Raw genomic sequence first — 15,026 nt, 5'->3', positions numbered from 1 at the left:
GGTCGTCCGGGAGGTGCATTCAAGGTATGTCTGTGGCTTGCTTATTGAGCGAACTATGCAGGGTTGCGCTGCCTGGAAGGCGGCGGTAACCTTCGCGCCGTCGCCCTCATGGCGGCCGGTTTTGACAGACCGAATAACGTGCGATCTTTGTACTTCCCCGTATATGGCTCCAGACGCTTGTCTGTGCCTATCTGTTATGGCGGTTGTACGTGGGGCATCTTCGGGTGCGCCGGGTTTCCACGTTTCCGGTCTGTCAACCCGCGTACAGCTGCCACCCAATCCTGTTTGACAGCAGGGGAATGGCAGCTCCTTCTGACAACGTGGAGCTACACCATGAAAAAGATCACCCCCAATCCCCCTGATTCCTTTGGCGCCCGTGCGCGCAACAAACTCACCGACGGCAAAATGTCCGACGCGGCACAACGGGCACTCGACCATTACTTGCGCGAACCTGCGCCTGAACCCGCGCAAACCGACGAACGCCCACCTCGCAGGATTTTCAGCGTAGGTGCGGATGTAGGCACCGAAGAAGCACTGGCCAACGCCACCGAAATCCTGTCCTCAGCCTTGGAAACGGCCTACCGCTGCGCCGATGGCCAAGACAGCATTCACTACCGCCTGACCATGGGCCTGGCCCAGTTGATCGAGAATGCTCAGGCGTTGGTGGACTCGGTACTTGACCGTCAATTTGCGGCTGATAACCCCGCCAATCTGTGACCGCCTCCGACGCCCCGCAAAGCCCGCTGTAGCTAAAAGCCAGCGGGCTTTTTCGTCATTGATTTATATCCGCTAACTTCCCACGAATCTCCCTCAAGTCCTGCCCCGCCTGGCCGAAACGCTGTCATACGATGTCGTATACCAATAATGAGAAGAATCGCCATGTCGCTCCGCAATCTGTCCATCGCCCGCCGCGCGGGTCTCGGTTTTGCCTTGATTGCCTTGCTCGTGGCGCTGCTGGGGTTCTTTGCGCTCTCGAACATGGCGAGCATCCGCGAAAGTGCCGTGCAGGTTGAAAGCGGCCTGGTGCCGAAAATGCGCCTGGTGTCGGATATTCGCGAAATCATGCTGCGCATCCGCACCATTTCCTTGCGCATGGCCCTTGATCCCAATCCGGCCGGCATCTCGCAGTACCGCAGCCAGATGGACACCCGCAGCCAGGACCTGACGAAAAAACTCGCCGACCTGAATGCCGTTATCGACACGCCCGAGGTGCGCAATCTCTACGATCAGTTCCAGGTTTCCCTGCGTCAGTATCAGCAAGGTCTTGCCCAGTCATTCGTCCTTGCCGACAAGCAGCAGGCCGCCGAGCTGAACAAGTTGCTGCTGGTGGACATGAAAACCGTGGTCGACGGTTCTGGCAATCAGCTCAATGCCCTGGCTGACTACTACAACGCCCAGATAAACCTGCAAGGCCAGACGGCCGAATCACAGTACAGCCGCTCGCGCACGATGGTGTTTGGCTTCGTGCTGCTGGCGGCGTTGAGCACCGTGGCCCTGGCCTGGTTGCTGACGCGCAGCATCGTCGGTCCGCTGAGCCACGCGGTGCGTGCCGCAGAAAACGTCGCTCAAGGCGACCTGACCCAAAATGTTGAAGTCACCGGCGATGACGAAGTGACCCGCCTGCTCGTGGCACTGCAGACCATGCAAGGCAGCCTGCGCAGTACCCTGCAACTGATTCGCCAGTCGGCCGGCCAGATGGCGGCATCGGCCACCGACCTCAACGGCATCACCGACCAGAGCAGCCGCAGCCTGCAGAAGCAGACCGCTGAAATCGAGCAAGCCGCCACCGCAGTCAACGAGATGACTTCGGCCGCCGATGAGGTGGCACGCAATGCTGTCTCCACCTCCGAGTCCACGCGGCTCTCCAATGAAACGGCCCGCGACGGCCAGCAGCGTGTCGGTGAAACAGTCAGCGCGATTCAGGCACTGAGTACCAACATTGGTGAAACCTCGAGCCTGGTGCAGAACCTCGCCGATCAGTCGCGGGATATCGGCAAGGTGCTCGACGTGATTCGCTCCATCGCCGAGCAGACCAACCTGCTGGCCCTGAACGCCGCGATCGAGGCGGCGCGGGCCGGTGAGTCCGGGCGGGGTTTTGCCGTGGTGGCGGATGAAGTGCGTGCGCTGGCCCATCGCACTCAGCAATCGACCCTGGAGATCGACCAGATGGTCACTGCAATGCGCACGGGTTCCAGCGAGGCATTGACCTCAATGCAATCGAGCACCCAGCGCGCCAGCGAAACCTTGATCCTGGCCGAAGGGGCCGGCGGCGCATTGAGCCAGATCACCGACTCCATCGACCAGATTCACCAGCGCAACCTGGTCATCGCCAGCGCCGCCGAGGAGCAGGCCCAGGTGGCCAAGGAAGTGGACCGCAACATCGTCAACATTCGTGACCTGTCTGCGCAATCATCCTCCGGAGCGGGGCAGATCAACGGATCGAGCCATGAGCTGGCGCGTTTGGCCGTGTCGCTCAATGAGGCGGTGGCGCGGTTTCAGCTGTAACGGGGTCTACCTGTGCCAGGGACGGCACCAATTCCAACACACGGTTACGGCCACCTTCGGCCACCAGGTACGTTCCCTTCGTCGTACGCACAATCGACTGCGGGGCCTTCAGGAAAGACAGAATCGTCTGCTGGCGCCCTTGCTTGTCGATCAACAACAAGCGCGCGCGGTGTGTTGAATCCTCATTGATCCATAACCCGCGTTCATCGCACATCAGGAAGGTGGGCTTGTTCAGTTGGCTCAGTACCACCGGATCGCTGCCGTCTTCAGTCAACTCGCGGACCACGCCCTTCTTCTTTTCCGTGTAGAGCATGCGCCCATCCGTGCAGCGAACGATCGACTCACCTTCGCTGAGCTGGTCACGCACGACGCTCAACGTCTTGTCGCTCCAGTGATAGCGCAGGATCCGGGCCCCGACCTTGCGGTCTTCGATGGCGTAGAGGTACTCGCCGTCGTCCCACAGCCCTTGCACGCTGTCTCCCTTGAACAGCTCGGTGACGACGCCATCCTTGAGGAAGCTGACCGGCGCACCGTCCACTTCCTGGCTGAACACCCAACCGCCCTGCGTGGCGACCATCCCATCCGGCTTGGACAGATTTCCTACAACCAGTTCGCGTTTTCCGTCGGGCAAGATGCGCACGATACTGCCAAGCCCGTCGCTTAATTCCTGGCTGACCATCAGTGAACCGTCGGGCATCGGCATCAGCGATGCGGCCTTTTCCACATCGCGGTGGATGACTTGAACACTCCAGTCATCGGCAGCGCTGACCGGGTAGAAGCTTTGCCAGGCGAAGAAGCCCAAAGCTGCAAAGCAGAGCAAACCCAGTAGCCAAAACCCCGGTCGAAGCACGCGATAGAGAGACGCTGGGCTTGAAGTCCTTTTTATTGTTTTATCCATTGATGACTGCCGATAGGTATTTGTGAAGAGGATTTGCATGTGTCCGCCACCGTACCAAGCACAGGAGTCAACATCACCCTGCTTTTTTCAATCGGGTATCGCCGATGACAAGCCACTGTCCCCCATAATGATGTCACCCGCGACCAGACAACGGCCCACTCGATGATCATCAACTTCGACCTCAACGACCTCCAAGCCTTCCGCGCCGTGGTAGACAAGGGCAGTTTCCGTGCGGCGGCCGAAGCCATCCGTATCTCCCAGCCGGCCCTCAGCCGGCGCATTGAAAAGCTCGAGTCCGCCCTGGACGTCAAACTCTTCGAACGCACCACCCGCCGGGTCAGCCTGACCATGGTCGGCCGTGCGTTCCTGCCGCAAGTCGAGCGCATGCTCGACGACCTGGACATCGCCCTGATGGGCATCAGCAACGTGGCCTCAACCCGTATGGGCAATGTCACCATCGCCTGTGTGCCGTCCACCGCGTACTACTTCATGCCCCACGTGATCTCCGAATTCCACAAGCTCTATCCGAAGATTCGCCTGCGGGTGTTGGACGCGAGTGCCGGCGAGGTGTGTGCGGCGGTGGAAAGTGGTGAGGCGGATTTCGGCGTGAGTTTCAGCGGCAGCCTGGCAGACGGGGTGGAGTTCGAGCTGTTGCTGCAAGAGCGCTATGTGCTGGCCTGTCGCCGGGAGCATCCATTGGCGGACCGGGCCAGTGTGACGTGGGCCGAGGCCTACGAGCACGACTACATCACCGTGGACAAGACCTCGGGCAATCGCTTTTTGCTGGACCAGGCCCTGCGCGGGGTGCGGGTGAAGAAGCAAAGTATCTGCGAAACCCATCACGTGACCACGATGATCGGGCTGGTGGAGGCGGGACTCGGGGTGGCGATGGTGCCGTCGATTGCGATGCCGGCCGGCGAGCACCCGATTCTGATGAGTGTGCCGTTGGTGGAGCCGGAGGTGGTGCGCAACGTTGGGTTGATCAAGCGCCGCGGGCGTACGTTGACGCCGGCGGCACTGGAACTGGAGCGGTTGACGCGGGAGATGCCGTTTCGGTCAGTGTGAAACCGAGTCCAGGCCGGTGGATTGCACCACCGGTTGCGCCTGGGGCGAGGCGAGGAATTGCAGGAGCTTTTTCGCCTGCTCGGGGTGTTCGGCGTTCACCGGAATGCCTGCGGCAAAACGGGTGACGGACTGCACGTCTTCAGGGATCTTTCCGACGTAGGTCACGCCCGGGATCGGCAGCAGTTCGGAGACCTGCTGCAAGCCCACTTCGTAATCACCCTTGGCCACCTGAGAGGCCACCGGGATGCGTTCGATCATGGTGCCCTTGGACGGCATGCCGAGCTTCTTGAACAGTTCCTTCTCGACGTAGACGCCGCTGGCACTGTCGGAATACGCCACGGATTTGGCCTTGGTCAGTACCGCCTTCAGTTCGGCATCGGTGGCAATCGAGGGCTTGGCCGCGCCTTCCTTGACCACCAGGCCGATGCGTGAATCCGCCAGCTCAACGCGGGACGCCTTGTCGACCTTGCCTTGCTTGATCAGCTCATCCAGGGCGTAGCCGACCATGATCACCACGTCGGCGTGTTCGCCACGGGCCAGACGGTTGGGAATCGCTTCCGGCGCCTTGCCCATCGACGGGCCGAGAATGGTGTCGAGGGTGTCGCCGCTCTGGGTGGTGTATTGCGGGCCCAGCAATTTATACGCCGCGGTGAAACCGCCGGAGGTCATCACCTTCAGCTGTTCCGCGTGTGCGGCCATTGCCAGTGAACCGAGCGCCAGCGCCGCCAGGGTTTTCATCAGGACTTTCATCGGCATGATCCTCAGGCGAGTTGCGTGCGGGCTTTGGCGCTGCGATACAGCGCCAGGGTCGAGCACAAGGCGCACAGCGCGGCAAACATCAGCCAGTAGGCCGGGGATGCCTTGTCTTCAGTCACATGGATAAACCAGGTGGAAATCGCCGGGGTAAAACCGCCGAAGATCGCGGTCGCCAGGCTGTAGGCCAGGGAGAAACCGGCCACGCGCACTTCCACCGGCATGATTTCGGTCAGGGCCGGGATCATCGCGCCGTTATACATGCCGTAGAGGAAGGAGAACCACAGCAGGGTTTCCAGCATGTGCGCGAAGCTGGGTGCATTGACCACGTAGGAAAGGGCCGGGTAGGCGGTCAGCACGGTCAGAACGGTCATCGCGACCAGTACCGGCTTGCGGCCAAAACGGTCACTCAGGGTGCCGCCGATGGGCAGCCAGATGAAGTTCGACACGGCCACCAGCAAGGTCACCAGCAGGGCGTCGGAGGTGGTCAGGTTGAGTACGGTTTTGCCGAAGGTCGGCGCGTAGACGGTGATCAGGTAGAAGGCGGTGGTGGTCATCGCCACCATCATCATGCCGCCGATCACCACGGTCCAGTTCGTCACCAGGGTGGCCAACACTTCGCGCATGGTTGGGCGGTGCTTGCGGTTGGCGAACTCTTCGGTTTCCTGCAGGTTACGACGCAGCACGAAGATGAACGGGATGATCACGCAGCCGATGGCGAACGGAATGCGCCAGCCCCAATCGGCAACTACGGCCGGTTCCATCCACTGGTTCAGGCCATAACCCAGGGCGGCAGCGACCACGATGGAGATCTGCTGGCTGCCCGATTGCCAGCTGGTGTAGAAACCCTTGCGGCCCGGGGTGGCCATTTCGGCCAGGTACACCGACACGCCGCCCAGTTCCGCGCCGGCCGAGAAGCCTTGCAACAGACGGCCCATCAGCACCAGCAGCGGTGCCCACAAACCGATGGTGTGATAGCCCGGCACCAGCACGATCAGCAGCGTGCCGCTGGCCATGATCGCCAGGGTCACGATCAAGCCTTTGCGACGGCCCACATCATCGATGTACGCGCCGAGGATGATGGCCCCCAGCGGACGCATCAAAAAGCCTGCGCCGAACACGGCGAAGGTCATCATTAATGACGCAAATTCATTGGCAGCAGGGAAGAAGGCGGCAGCGATATAGGTGGCATAGAAGCCGAACAGAAAGAAGTCGAACTGTTCGAGAAAGTTGCCGGAGGTGACGCGAAAGACCGCGCCGACTTTGGAGCGGGCAGAGTCAGGCCGTGAAGGGGTTTGCATTTTTTTGTGTCTCCAGCGTTCTTTTTAAAGTGCTTGTTTCGCTTAAGACCGCGGATAGTGGCTGACACATTTCGAAATGATAAGTGAGTTGTTTACATGCATTGATGCGTCTTGGTTATCAATTGGCTGAGCTACACAAAACCGCTCCCTCATCTATGCTTGCCCAGTGTGTCCAAATCTTACGGATGGGAGGTGGGTATGAGTAACGAGCAGAAGCAGCGCGAGGAGTTGGAGCGGGAGCGGGCCAGAAAGCTTCATGAGGAAGAAAAGCCGCAGACCTGGAAGCATCCGGACGATGGCACGGAGCTGTCCGAGCGCGATCAGGAGCGCCCGCTCAGGCCTTGAGCCCTACATTTCACTGTGGCGAGGGAGCTCGCTGTGGGGATGGAGCTTGCTGTGGCGAGGGAGCTTGCTCCCGCTGGGCTGCGCAGCGGCCCCAAAAAAAGCGGGAGCGCTACGCACTCCAGCGGGAGCAAGCTCCCTCGCCACAGCAAGCTCCCTCGCCACATTACGATTCACTGAATCGGCGTACACAACTCCACCAGCGTGCCATCCGGGCATCGCACGTAAGAAACAACCTGCCCCCAAGGCTTGGTGCTCGGCGTCGAGAGTTCTGTCGCACCCTCCGCCAGCGCTCTGGCGTGGGCCTTTGGCACATCCTCAGTCACAAACCCCAGCTCCATCCCCAGCGGTTGCTGTGAAGCATGCGCCTCCACGTGCCCGCCCTCGAAATTCATCTCGACCAACTCATGCGCCGCGAAGGAGAGGGTAGTACCGCCCGTATCCAACTCGCCATACGTCCCCGATTCATGCAGGAAACGGCGACTGAAGCCGAAGGCTTTTTCGAAAAATTGCAGCGATGCGGCGACGTCCGGGACGTAGACGATGGTGTAGGCAAATTTCATGGTTCAGCGGTCCTTGCTTGAGAGAGAGGCCATTTAAGTCAGCGTCGCACTCACGGTCAACGGGAAACTATTTGACATATTTGATTTGTGATCACATATTGGAGCCATAAGAACGACAACACAGGTTTTGACTCATGACAGATGGCCCGCTTCTCCTTCCCACCTTGCGCCAGGTGTCCCGCGATACCTTGCAAGACCAGGTCTATCGCCAGATCCGCGAAGCCTTGATGAGTGGTCGTTTCCAGCCCGGCCAGAAACTCACCATCCGCGGCCTCGCCGAAGCCCTCGGCTCCAGCCCCATGCCGGTGCGCGAAGCCCTCCAGCGCCTGAGCGCCGAAAACGCCTTTGAAGTCACCGAAACCTCTCGTCTGCGGGTCCGCATGATGACGGTCGAACGCCTGCGGGAGATTCGCGATGCGCGGGTCGCCCTGGAAGGTTTGCTCGCGGAAAAGGCCGTGCTGCTCCTGGAAAAGGCCGACCTCGACGAAATCTCCGACCTCTGCCAGCAGATGCAACAGGCCGCCGACGAAGTCGACGTTTCCCGCTACCTGTGGACCAACTTCGCCTTTCACCGTCGGATCTATGCCGTCGCCCAGGCCGAGTTGACCATGGCCGCCGTGGAAAACTTCTGGCTGCACATGGGCCCGTGTTTTGCCCTGGTCGCTCCCGATAAAGCTCACTTGCAGCGTTCGATGGAGGCGCATACGCGCATCGTCGAAGCCCTGGCCGCCCGCGATGGCGCCGGCGCCCGCGCTGCGGTGACCGATGACATCATGCAGGCCGCCGATTCCCTGGCGCGCCTGCTCGTCAAGAACGACCGTTCGCGGTCGTCTGTTTCAGGAGGTAAACGTGCATGAGTGTTCTACAACGGCTGCAGCCCTATCCTGGGTTACGTGTGTTGATTTCCGGCGGGGCTGCCGGTATCGGTGAAGTGTTGGCCGCGGCCTATCTGGAGGCGGGTGCCAAGGTGCATGTGTGTGATGTCAGCGAACCGGCCCTGGCGGCGTTTCGCGACAAGTACCCGGGCACTGTCGCCACCCGTGCCGACGTGAGTGATGCCGCGCAGATCGAGGCGGTGTTCCAGGTGCAGCGCGAGCAGTTCGGCGGGCTGGATGTATTGGTCAACAACGCCGGGATTGCCGGGCCCACCGGTGGCATCGATGCCATCAGCGACGCCGAGTGGCAAGCCACGATCAATATCAACCTCACGGCGCAATACCGCTTTGCCCACCACGCAGTGCCGATGCTCAAGGAATCGTCCCACGGCCATCTGCTGCATATCGCCTCGGTTGCCGGGCGTCTCGGCTACGCCTGGCGCACGCCGTATGCCGCGACCAAGTGGGCCATCGTCGGCCTGATGAAATCCCTGGCCTCGGAGCTGGGCGAAAGCGACATCCGCGTCAACGCCTTGCTGCCCGGCATCGTCGAAGGCCCGCGCATGGACGGCGTGATTCGCGCCCGTGCCGAACAGGTCGGCGTACCGGAAGCCGAGATGCGCCAGGAATACCTCAACAAGATCTCTCTCAAGCGCATGGTCACCGCCGAAGACGTCGCGGCCATGGCCTTGTTTCTCTGTTCGCCCGCCGCCCGCAATGTCACCGGCCAAGCGATCAGTGTCGACGGTAACGTCGAGTACCTGTAGGCCGCGCCAGCAGTCCGCCAAGGAAGAACACACACGCAGCACCCGGGATTTTTTTTCATAAGAATAAAAGTCGGAGAATCGTCATGTCCAAAAAACGTCCTGTCATCATCACCTGCGCCGTCACCGGTGCCATCCATACGCCGTCGATGTCGCCGCATTTGCCGATCACCGCGCAGGAAATTGCCGACGCCGCCATCGGTGCCGCCGAAGCCGGCGCCGCGATTGTTCACCTGCATGCCCGTGATCCCATCGATGGCCGTCCCAGCCAGGACCCCGCGCTGTTCGCCGAATTCCTGCCGCACATCAAGGCCGCCAGCGACGTGGTGATCAACATCACCACCGGTGGCGCACCGACCATGGGCGTCGAAGAACGCCTGCAACCGGTAATGCAGTTCAAGCCGGAACTGGCCTCGCTGAACATGGGCTCGATGAACTTCGGCCTGTACGAAATGCTCAACCGCTTTACCGAGTTCAAGCACGACTGGGAGCGCCCGTACCTGGAAGAAAGCGACGACCGGATCTTTCGCAACACCTTCCGCGACATTACCCACATCCTCAATTCCTGCGCCGAGAACCGCACGCGTTTCGAAATCGAGTGCTACGACATCGGCCACCTGTACACCGCCGCCCATTTCCTGGAACGCGGCCTGCTCAAGCCGCCGCTGTTTATCCAGTCGGTATTCGGTTTGCGCGGCGGCATCGGCGGCCACCCGGAAGATTTGGCGCACATGCGTCGCACCGCCGACCGGCTGTTTGGCGACGACTACGTGTGGTCGATCCTCGGCGCCGGCCGTGGGCAGATTCCGCTGGCCACCATGGGCCTGTCCATGGGCAGCAACGCCCGGGTCGGCCTGGAGGATTCGCTGTGGGATGGCCCGGGCAAACTGGCCGCGTCCAACGCCGACCAGGTACGGCGAATTCGCACGGTGATCGAAGCCCTCGGCCACCGGGTTGCCACGCCGGATGAAGCGCGGGAAATCCTCGGGCTCAAGGGGCGCGACCAGGTCAACTTCTAAGTGATAAACCGGCCGCGTCACGGCGCGGCCATGCCCATCCCGCACAACAACAAAAAAGGGGATAACACCATGCGTATCGAAGTGCTTGTCGACGTCAAGACCACCCTGGGCGAAGGCCCGGTGTGGGACACCCTGCAACAACGGTTGTACTGGATCGACAGCGCCGACGGCCGGATCCTGCGCTGCACCGATGACGGTCGCGAGCTGCGCGCCTGGGACGTGGGCCAGAAAATCGGCTCCATGGCCCTGCGTCACAGTGGCGAGCATGCCATCGTCGCCCTGCAAAACGGCGTGCACACCCTCGACCTCAGCAGCGGCGAACTGGCCCTGGTGATCGACCCGGAACCCGCGCTGCCCAACAACCGCCTCAACGACGGCAAGGTCGACCGCCAGGGCCGCTTTGTCTTCGGCTCCATGGACACTCTCGAAGACAGCGCCAGCGCCAAGCTCTACCGGCTGGACGCGGACCTGAGCCTGCACACCCTGGACGAAGGCATCATCGTGTCCAACGGCCCGTGCTGGAGTCCGGCGGGCGACACCTTCTACTTCTGCGACACCTGGTCGGGCGAGATCTGGGCCTATGACTACGACCTGGCGACGGGCGCGGTGAGCAATCGACGCACCTTCGCCAAGGTCGACACCCGTGGCGGTGGCGCCGCCGACGGCTGCACCGTGGATGCCGAAGGCTGCCTGTGGCAGGCGCTGGTCTACGCCGGGCAACTGGTGCGCTACACACCCGATGGCCAGGTCGACCGGATCATCCAGATGCCGGTGAAAAAGGTCACCAGCCTGACCTTTGGCGGGCCGAACCTGGGCACCCTGTTCGTGACTTCCATGGCCAAGCCGCCGTTGCCGCGTTTCCCGGCCGACGGTCAGCAGCGCGGGGCGCTTTTTGCGATCACCGGGCTAGGCGTGCAAGGAATAGCCGAGCGACGGTTCGCCAGCTAGCGCGTTTTTTTCAACAAGGCACTTTCCTTCCGCAACCTTGTGTCAGTGCGCGCCCTCGCGCGCCTGGAGAAACCCATGGCAATCTTGAAAAAAGCCTCGCTGCGCAGCATTCACCGGCACTCCTGGGTGTCGCTGCTGGTGTGCTGGATGATCTGGATCCTCAACGCCTACGACCGTGAGATCGTGCTGCGCCTGGGGCCGACCATTTCCAAGCACTTCGATTTGTCGGCCGATCAGTGGGGCACCATGGCCACGGTGATCATGCTCGCCCTGGCCCTGCTGGATATTCCCGGATCGATGTGGAGCGACCGTTACGGCGGTGGCTGGAAGCGCGCGCGGTTCCAGGTGCCGCTGGTGCTGGGCTACACCGCGATTTCGTTTCTCTCCGGGTTCAAGGCCCTGAGCGGCAACCTCGCAACCTTTATTGCGCTGCGGGTGGGCGTCAACCTTGGTGCAGGCTGGGGCGAGCCGGTGGGCGTGAGCAACACCGCCGAGTGGTGGCCGGTGGAGCGCCGCGGTTTTGCCCTGGGCGCGCACCACACGGGTTACCCGATTGGCGCCATGCTCAGTGGCATCGTCGCCAGTTTTGTCATCAGCACCTTTGGTGAGGACAACTGGCGCTACGTGTTTTTCTTCGCGTTTGTGGTGGCGTTACCGTTGATGATTTTCTGGGCGCGATACTCCACCGCCGAACGCATCACCGCGCTGTACGTCGACATCGCCGCCAAGGGCATGACCCCGCCGGACAACGCGCCGGCCAGCCAAGTGAAGGGCCACGCCTGGCGCACGTTTATCGCCACCTTGCGCAACCGCAATATCGCCCTGACGGCAGGCAATACGATGCTGACCCAGGTGGTGTACATGGGCGTCAACATCGTGCTGCCGGCCTACCTGTACAACATTGCCGGGCTGTCCCTGGCGGAGTCGGCGGGGATGAGCGTGGTGTTCACCCTCACCGGAATTCTCGGGCAACTGGTGTGGCCATCGCTGTCGGACATCATTGGCCGGCGTGTCACCCTGATCATCTGCGGGGTGTGGATGGCCGCCAGTGTCGGCGCGTTTTACTTCGCCAACACCCTGACCCTGATCATCGTCGTGCAGCTGCTGTTCGGCCTGGTGGCCAACGCGGTGTGGCCGATCTACTACGCGGTGGCCTGCGACTCGGCCGAGCCATCGGCGACCTCCACTGCCAACGGCATCATCACCACCGCGATGTTCATCGGCGGCGGCCTGGCGCCGGTGCTGATGGGCAGCCTGATTGCCATGGGCGGCGGCTGGACCACCTTGCACGGCTACACGGTGTGCTTCTTCGTGATGGCCGGCTGTGCCCTGGGCGGGGCGCTGCTGCAACTGTTTTCCCATCGCCCGCCGGCGCTGGTTGCGCAACTCGAACCCTAGAACAACACCGATGCGTCCCCCAGCCAGGGTGCTGGCGGGGCGCCAAGAGGACTTGCCCGATGAAGACTGCCACTACCGCCCGTGAGCCACAGGCGTTGAACAAACTGATGTTCGTCAAGCTGATGCCCTTGCTGATCATCGCCTACGTGCTGAGCTTCCTGGACCGCACCAACATTGCCCTGGCCAAGCATCACCTGGACGTTGACCTGGGGATTTCCGCTGCGGCCTATGGCCTGGGCGCGGGGCTGTTTTTCCTGACCTATGCACTGTCGGAAATCCCCAGCAACCTGATCATGCACAAGGTCGGCGCGCGCTTCTGGATCGCCCGGATCATGGTGACCTGGGGCCTGATTTCGGCGGCCATGGCGTTCGTTCAGGGCGAGACCTCGTTCTATGTCCTGCGCCTGCTGCTGGGCATTGCCGAAGCCGGCCTGTTTCCCGGGGTGATGCTGTACCTCACCTACTGGTTCAACCGCGAGCAGCGGGCGCGGGCCACCGGGTATTTCCTGCTGGGCGTGTGTTTTGCCAACATCATCGGCGGCCCGGTGGGCGCGGCGTTGATGCGCATGGACGGGATGCTCGGCTGGCACGGCTGGCAGTGGATGTTCCTGCTCGAAGGCTTGCCAGCCGTGGCGTTTGCCTGGGTGGTGTGGCGCAAGCTGCCGGACCGTCCGAGCAAGGCGCCGTGGCTCTCGGCCGAAGAGGCGCGCGGGATTGAACAGCGCATCGCGATGGAGACCGAAGAGGGCGCGGGCGAGGGCGGGCATTCGCTGAAAAACTGGCTGACCCCGCAGATCCTGCTGGCGATCTTTGTGTATTTTTGCCATCAGATCACCATCTACACCGTGATCTTTTTCCTGCCGAGCATCATCAGCAAATACGGTGAACTGAGCACCATGAGCGTCGGCCTGCTGACCTCATTGCCGTGGATTGCCGCGGCGGCGGGGGCGGTGTTGCTGCCGCGGTTTGCGACCACACCCACCCGTGCCCGGCGGCTGTTGATTACCGGCCTGCTGACCATGGCGGCGGGGCTGGGCATTGCCTCGGTGTCCGGGCCGGTGTTCAGCCTGTTGGGTTTCTGTGTGTCGGCGGTGATGTTCTTTGTGGTGCAGTCGATCATCTTTCTGTACCCGGCTTCGCGCCTCAAAGGCGTGGCGCTGGCGGGCGGGCTGGGCTTCGTCAATGCCTGCGGATTGCTCGGCGGGTTTGTCGGGCCGTCGGTGATGGGCGCAATCGAGATGAGCACCGGCAATGCCATGAACGGCTTGAAAGTGATTGCCGTGGTGCTGGTGGTGGCCGCCTTGGCCGCACTGCGTTTGCGCCAGGGCCAGGAGGCCGATCACACCAGCAATGAGGTGGGAAACCCCGAAGCCAGCACCAGGTAAGCGACGACTGCCGCCAGGCATAAACCGACGAAAACCCGCAACAAAGTCCTGGCGGTGGGGTGAGCGATGAATTTGATGGCCCAGAGCAAAATCCCGGCAACCAGGACGCTCAAGGCAGAAATGACCAGCACGATGGTGTTCTCGCAAGCCTCGGAAGCTGTTTTATAGTCTCAAAGGCCCGCGTTGAACAGTGTGCGCATAGACGCAGGGCCCCGGGTGTTCCTAAACTGCCTCCTATCCAGGGCAGTGGGGCGAGCGCCGATGAATCGCAATGAATTACGCAAGGCCGACATCAACCTGATGGTCGTCTTTGAAACCTTGATGCTCGAACGCAATGTGACTCGGGTGGCCGAGAAGCTGTTTCTCGGCCAGCCCACCATCAGTTCCGCCCTCAACCGCCTGCGCACGCTGTTCAATGACCCGCTGTTCATTCGCGTCGGCCATCGCATGGAACCCACGGCGCGGGCCGAGGAGATCATCAAGCACCTGTCGCCGGCCCTCGATTCCTTGTCGTCGGCCCTGAGCCTGACCCACGATTTCGACCCGTCCATCAGCACCATGACCTTTCGCATCGGCCTGTCCGACGACGTCGAGTTCGGCCTGCTGCCGCCGCTGCTGCGCGCTTTGCGCCAGGAAGCGCCGCAGGTGGTGTTCGTGGTGCAGCATGTGGATTACTGGCGAATCCCGGACCTGCTGGCCTCCGGTGATATCACCGTCGGTATCACCCAGACCCGCGGCCTGCCGGCCAATGCCAAGCGCAAGTTATTGCGGCATATCCGCCCGTGCCTGCTGCGGGCGGACGCCTCGGACAACCCCCTGACCCTCGACGAATATTGCGCACGGCCCCATGTGCTGGTGTCCCACACTGCCAATGTGTCCGGGTTTGCCGATGAGTGGCTGGCGGAGATCGGTCGCAAGCGCCATGTGGTGCTGTCGGTGCCGCAATACAGCGCGCTGCCGGCGTTGCTCGCCGGCACCGACATGATCGCCAGCCTGCCGGACTACACTGCCCAGGCCATGGCCGCCGGCGGGAATCTGTTCTGTGAGCCGTTCCCGTTCGAAACCCCGACCCTGGACTTGTCGATGGTCTGGCTCAGCCACGTCGACACCGACCCGGCGGAACGCTGGATGCGCTCGCGGCTGGAGGCGTTCATGAGTGAGCGGGACATGTTGGCGGTGGTTGCACCAAAATCTTGAGATAAACCTTCAG

The 15,026-nt window shown here is 61.8% G+C and carries 16 protein-coding genes and 1 pseudogene; 12 read left to right on the top strand and 5 right to left on the bottom strand.

Annotation, left to right across the window (positions count from 1 at the left end; all coding sequences use genetic code 11):
- The first annotated feature begins 333 nt into the window (after nt 1–333).
- From V3W39_RS05150 to V3W39_RS33730, 3 genes and pseudogenes are all read left to right on the top strand, one after another.
- Nucleotides 334–717, top strand: a complete 384-nt coding sequence (locus tag V3W39_RS05150; protein WP_330212296.1) for a DUF6124 family protein — start codon at nt 334–336, stop codon at nt 715–717.
- 147 nt (nt 718–864) lie between these two features.
- Nucleotides 865–1,647 (top strand): annotated as a pseudogene (locus V3W39_RS33735) (MCP four helix bundle domain-containing protein); the annotation flags it as partial.
- The gene (locus tag V3W39_RS33730) at nt 1,642–2,505 is read left to right on the top strand and encodes a methyl-accepting chemotaxis protein (protein WP_442968393.1); all 864 of its coding nucleotides are present in this window, start codon (nt 1,642–1,644) and stop codon (nt 2,503–2,505) included. The pseudogene V3W39_RS33735 and the gene V3W39_RS33730, both read left to right, overlap by 6 nt.
- On the opposite strand, the gene V3W39_RS05140 is transcribed toward V3W39_RS33730, so the two are convergent.
- Complete coding sequence (locus V3W39_RS05140; RefSeq protein WP_330212294.1) at nt 2,474–3,325, bottom strand: hypothetical protein; 852 nt, start codon at nt 3,323–3,325, stop codon at nt 2,474–2,476. The two genes, V3W39_RS33730 and V3W39_RS05140, sit on opposite strands and share 32 nt — an antisense overlap.
- A 240-nt stretch (nt 3,326–3,565) precedes the next feature.
- Between V3W39_RS05140 and V3W39_RS05135 the strand changes: the two genes are divergently transcribed.
- Entirely contained in the window at nt 3,566–4,468 is a 903-nt protein-coding gene (locus V3W39_RS05135; protein WP_029616148.1) for a LysR family transcriptional regulator, read from the top strand.
- Here V3W39_RS05135 and V3W39_RS05130 read toward each other — a convergent pair.
- On the bottom strand, nt 4,460–5,218 hold the full coding sequence (locus V3W39_RS05130; protein ID WP_330212293.1) for a substrate-binding domain-containing protein: 759 nt from the start codon (nt 5,216–5,218) through the stop codon (nt 4,460–4,462). The two genes, V3W39_RS05135 and V3W39_RS05130, sit on opposite strands and share 9 nt — an antisense overlap.
- Before the next feature lie 11 nt (nt 5,219–5,229).
- On the bottom strand, nt 5,230–6,522 hold the full coding sequence (locus V3W39_RS05125; RefSeq protein WP_177113903.1) for an MFS transporter: 1,293 nt from the start codon (nt 6,520–6,522) through the stop codon (nt 5,230–5,232).
- 198 nt (nt 6,523–6,720) lie between these two features.
- Between V3W39_RS05125 and V3W39_RS05120 the strand changes: the two genes are divergently transcribed.
- Complete coding sequence (locus tag V3W39_RS05120) at nt 6,721–6,867, top strand: hypothetical protein (protein ID WP_330212292.1); 147 nt, start codon at nt 6,721–6,723, stop codon at nt 6,865–6,867.
- Nucleotides 6,868–7,037: 170 nt separating this feature from the next.
- Here the strand turns inward: V3W39_RS05120 and V3W39_RS05115 are convergent, their stop codons facing one another.
- On the bottom strand, nt 7,038–7,427 hold the full coding sequence (locus V3W39_RS05115) for a VOC family protein (RefSeq protein ID WP_177045000.1): 390 nt from the start codon (nt 7,425–7,427) through the stop codon (nt 7,038–7,040).
- Nucleotides 7,428–7,561: 134 nt separating this feature from the next.
- On the opposite strand from V3W39_RS05115, the gene V3W39_RS05110 reads away from it, so the two are divergent.
- From V3W39_RS05110 to V3W39_RS05085, 6 genes are all read left to right on the top strand, one after another.
- A complete protein-coding gene (locus V3W39_RS05110) occupies nt 7,562–8,284 on the top strand; it encodes a GntR family transcriptional regulator (RefSeq protein WP_003211913.1) in 723 nt (240 codons plus the stop codon).
- Nucleotides 8,281–9,069 (top strand): SDR family oxidoreductase, encoded by a 789-nt coding sequence (locus V3W39_RS05105; RefSeq protein WP_010176559.1) that lies wholly within the window; start codon nt 8,281–8,283, stop codon nt 9,067–9,069. The genes V3W39_RS05110 and V3W39_RS05105 overlap by 4 nt, the downstream gene beginning before the upstream one ends.
- Nucleotides 9,070–9,152: 83 nt before the next feature.
- The gene (locus V3W39_RS05100; RefSeq protein ID WP_088422860.1) at nt 9,153–10,085 is read left to right on the top strand and encodes a 3-keto-5-aminohexanoate cleavage protein; all 933 of its coding nucleotides are present in this window, start codon (nt 9,153–9,155) and stop codon (nt 10,083–10,085) included.
- A gap of 69 nt (nt 10,086–10,154) precedes the next feature.
- Nucleotides 10,155–11,033 (top strand): SMP-30/gluconolactonase/LRE family protein, encoded by an 879-nt coding sequence (locus V3W39_RS05095; protein ID WP_330212291.1) that lies wholly within the window; start codon nt 10,155–10,157, stop codon nt 11,031–11,033.
- A gap of 75 nt (nt 11,034–11,108) precedes the next feature.
- The gene (locus tag V3W39_RS05090) at nt 11,109–12,431 is read left to right on the top strand and encodes an MFS transporter (protein ID WP_177044996.1); all 1,323 of its coding nucleotides are present in this window, start codon (nt 11,109–11,111) and stop codon (nt 12,429–12,431) included.
- Nucleotides 12,432–12,490: 59 nt separating this feature from the next.
- Nucleotides 12,491–13,816 (top strand): MFS transporter, encoded by a 1,326-nt coding sequence (locus V3W39_RS05085; RefSeq protein ID WP_177079527.1) that lies wholly within the window; start codon nt 12,491–12,493, stop codon nt 13,814–13,816.
- On the opposite strand, the gene V3W39_RS05080 is transcribed toward V3W39_RS05085, so the two are convergent.
- Nucleotides 13,771–13,947, bottom strand: coding sequence for a hypothetical protein (locus tag V3W39_RS05080; protein ID WP_162835185.1), 177 nt, complete (start codon nt 13,945–13,947; stop codon nt 13,771–13,773). The two genes, V3W39_RS05085 and V3W39_RS05080, sit on opposite strands and share 46 nt — an antisense overlap.
- A gap of 130 nt (nt 13,948–14,077) precedes the next feature.
- Here V3W39_RS05080 and V3W39_RS05075 point away from each other — a divergent pair, with 130 nt between their 5' ends.
- Nucleotides 14,078–15,013: a LysR substrate-binding domain-containing protein gene (locus V3W39_RS05075; protein ID WP_177121677.1), complete on the top strand. Its 936-nt coding sequence runs from the start codon at nt 14,078–14,080 to the stop codon at nt 15,011–15,013.
- The last annotated feature ends 13 nt before the right edge of the window (nt 15,014–15,026 follow it).

This window comes from Pseudomonas sp. Z18(2022), assembly GCF_036346535.1.
GTDB classification, from domain to species: domain Bacteria; phylum Pseudomonadota; class Gammaproteobacteria; order Pseudomonadales; family Pseudomonadaceae; genus Aquipseudomonas; species Aquipseudomonas yamanorum_A.
The sequence above is the reverse complement of the archived record's forward strand: the minus strand, read 5'-3'. Positions and strand labels throughout refer to the sequence as shown.

Coding starts and splice junctions, on each gene's coding strand:
- V3W39_RS05105 (WP_010176559.1), top strand. CDS start 8,281: ATGAGTGTTCTACAACGGCTGCAGCCCTATCCTGGGTTACGTGTGTTG.
- V3W39_RS05115 (WP_177045000.1), bottom strand. CDS start 7,427: ATGAAATTTGCCTACACCATCGTCTACGTCCCGGACGTCGCCGCATCG.
- V3W39_RS05150 (WP_330212296.1), top strand. CDS start 334: ATGAAAAAGATCACCCCCAATCCCCCTGATTCCTTTGGCGCCCGTGCG.
- V3W39_RS05100 (WP_088422860.1), top strand. CDS start 9,153: ATGTCCAAAAAACGTCCTGTCATCATCACCTGCGCCGTCACCGGTGCC.
- V3W39_RS05095 (WP_330212291.1), top strand. CDS start 10,155: ATGCGTATCGAAGTGCTTGTCGACGTCAAGACCACCCTGGGCGAAGGC.
- V3W39_RS05125 (WP_177113903.1), bottom strand. CDS start 6,522: ATGCAAACCCCTTCACGGCCTGACTCTGCCCGCTCCAAAGTCGGCGCG.
- V3W39_RS05085 (WP_177079527.1), top strand. CDS start 12,491: ATGAAGACTGCCACTACCGCCCGTGAGCCACAGGCGTTGAACAAACTG.
- V3W39_RS05120 (WP_330212292.1), top strand. CDS start 6,721: ATGAGTAACGAGCAGAAGCAGCGCGAGGAGTTGGAGCGGGAGCGGGCC.
- V3W39_RS05135 (WP_029616148.1), top strand. CDS start 3,566: ATGATCATCAACTTCGACCTCAACGACCTCCAAGCCTTCCGCGCCGTG.
- V3W39_RS05110 (WP_003211913.1), top strand. CDS start 7,562: ATGACAGATGGCCCGCTTCTCCTTCCCACCTTGCGCCAGGTGTCCCGC.
- V3W39_RS05090 (WP_177044996.1), top strand. CDS start 11,109: ATGGCAATCTTGAAAAAAGCCTCGCTGCGCAGCATTCACCGGCACTCC.
- V3W39_RS05075 (WP_177121677.1), top strand. CDS start 14,078: ATGAATCGCAATGAATTACGCAAGGCCGACATCAACCTGATGGTCGTC.
- V3W39_RS33730 (WP_442968393.1), top strand. CDS start 1,642: ATGCAAGGCAGCCTGCGCAGTACCCTGCAACTGATTCGCCAGTCGGCC.
- V3W39_RS05130 (WP_330212293.1), bottom strand. CDS start 5,218: ATGAAAGTCCTGATGAAAACCCTGGCGGCGCTGGCGCTCGGTTCACTG.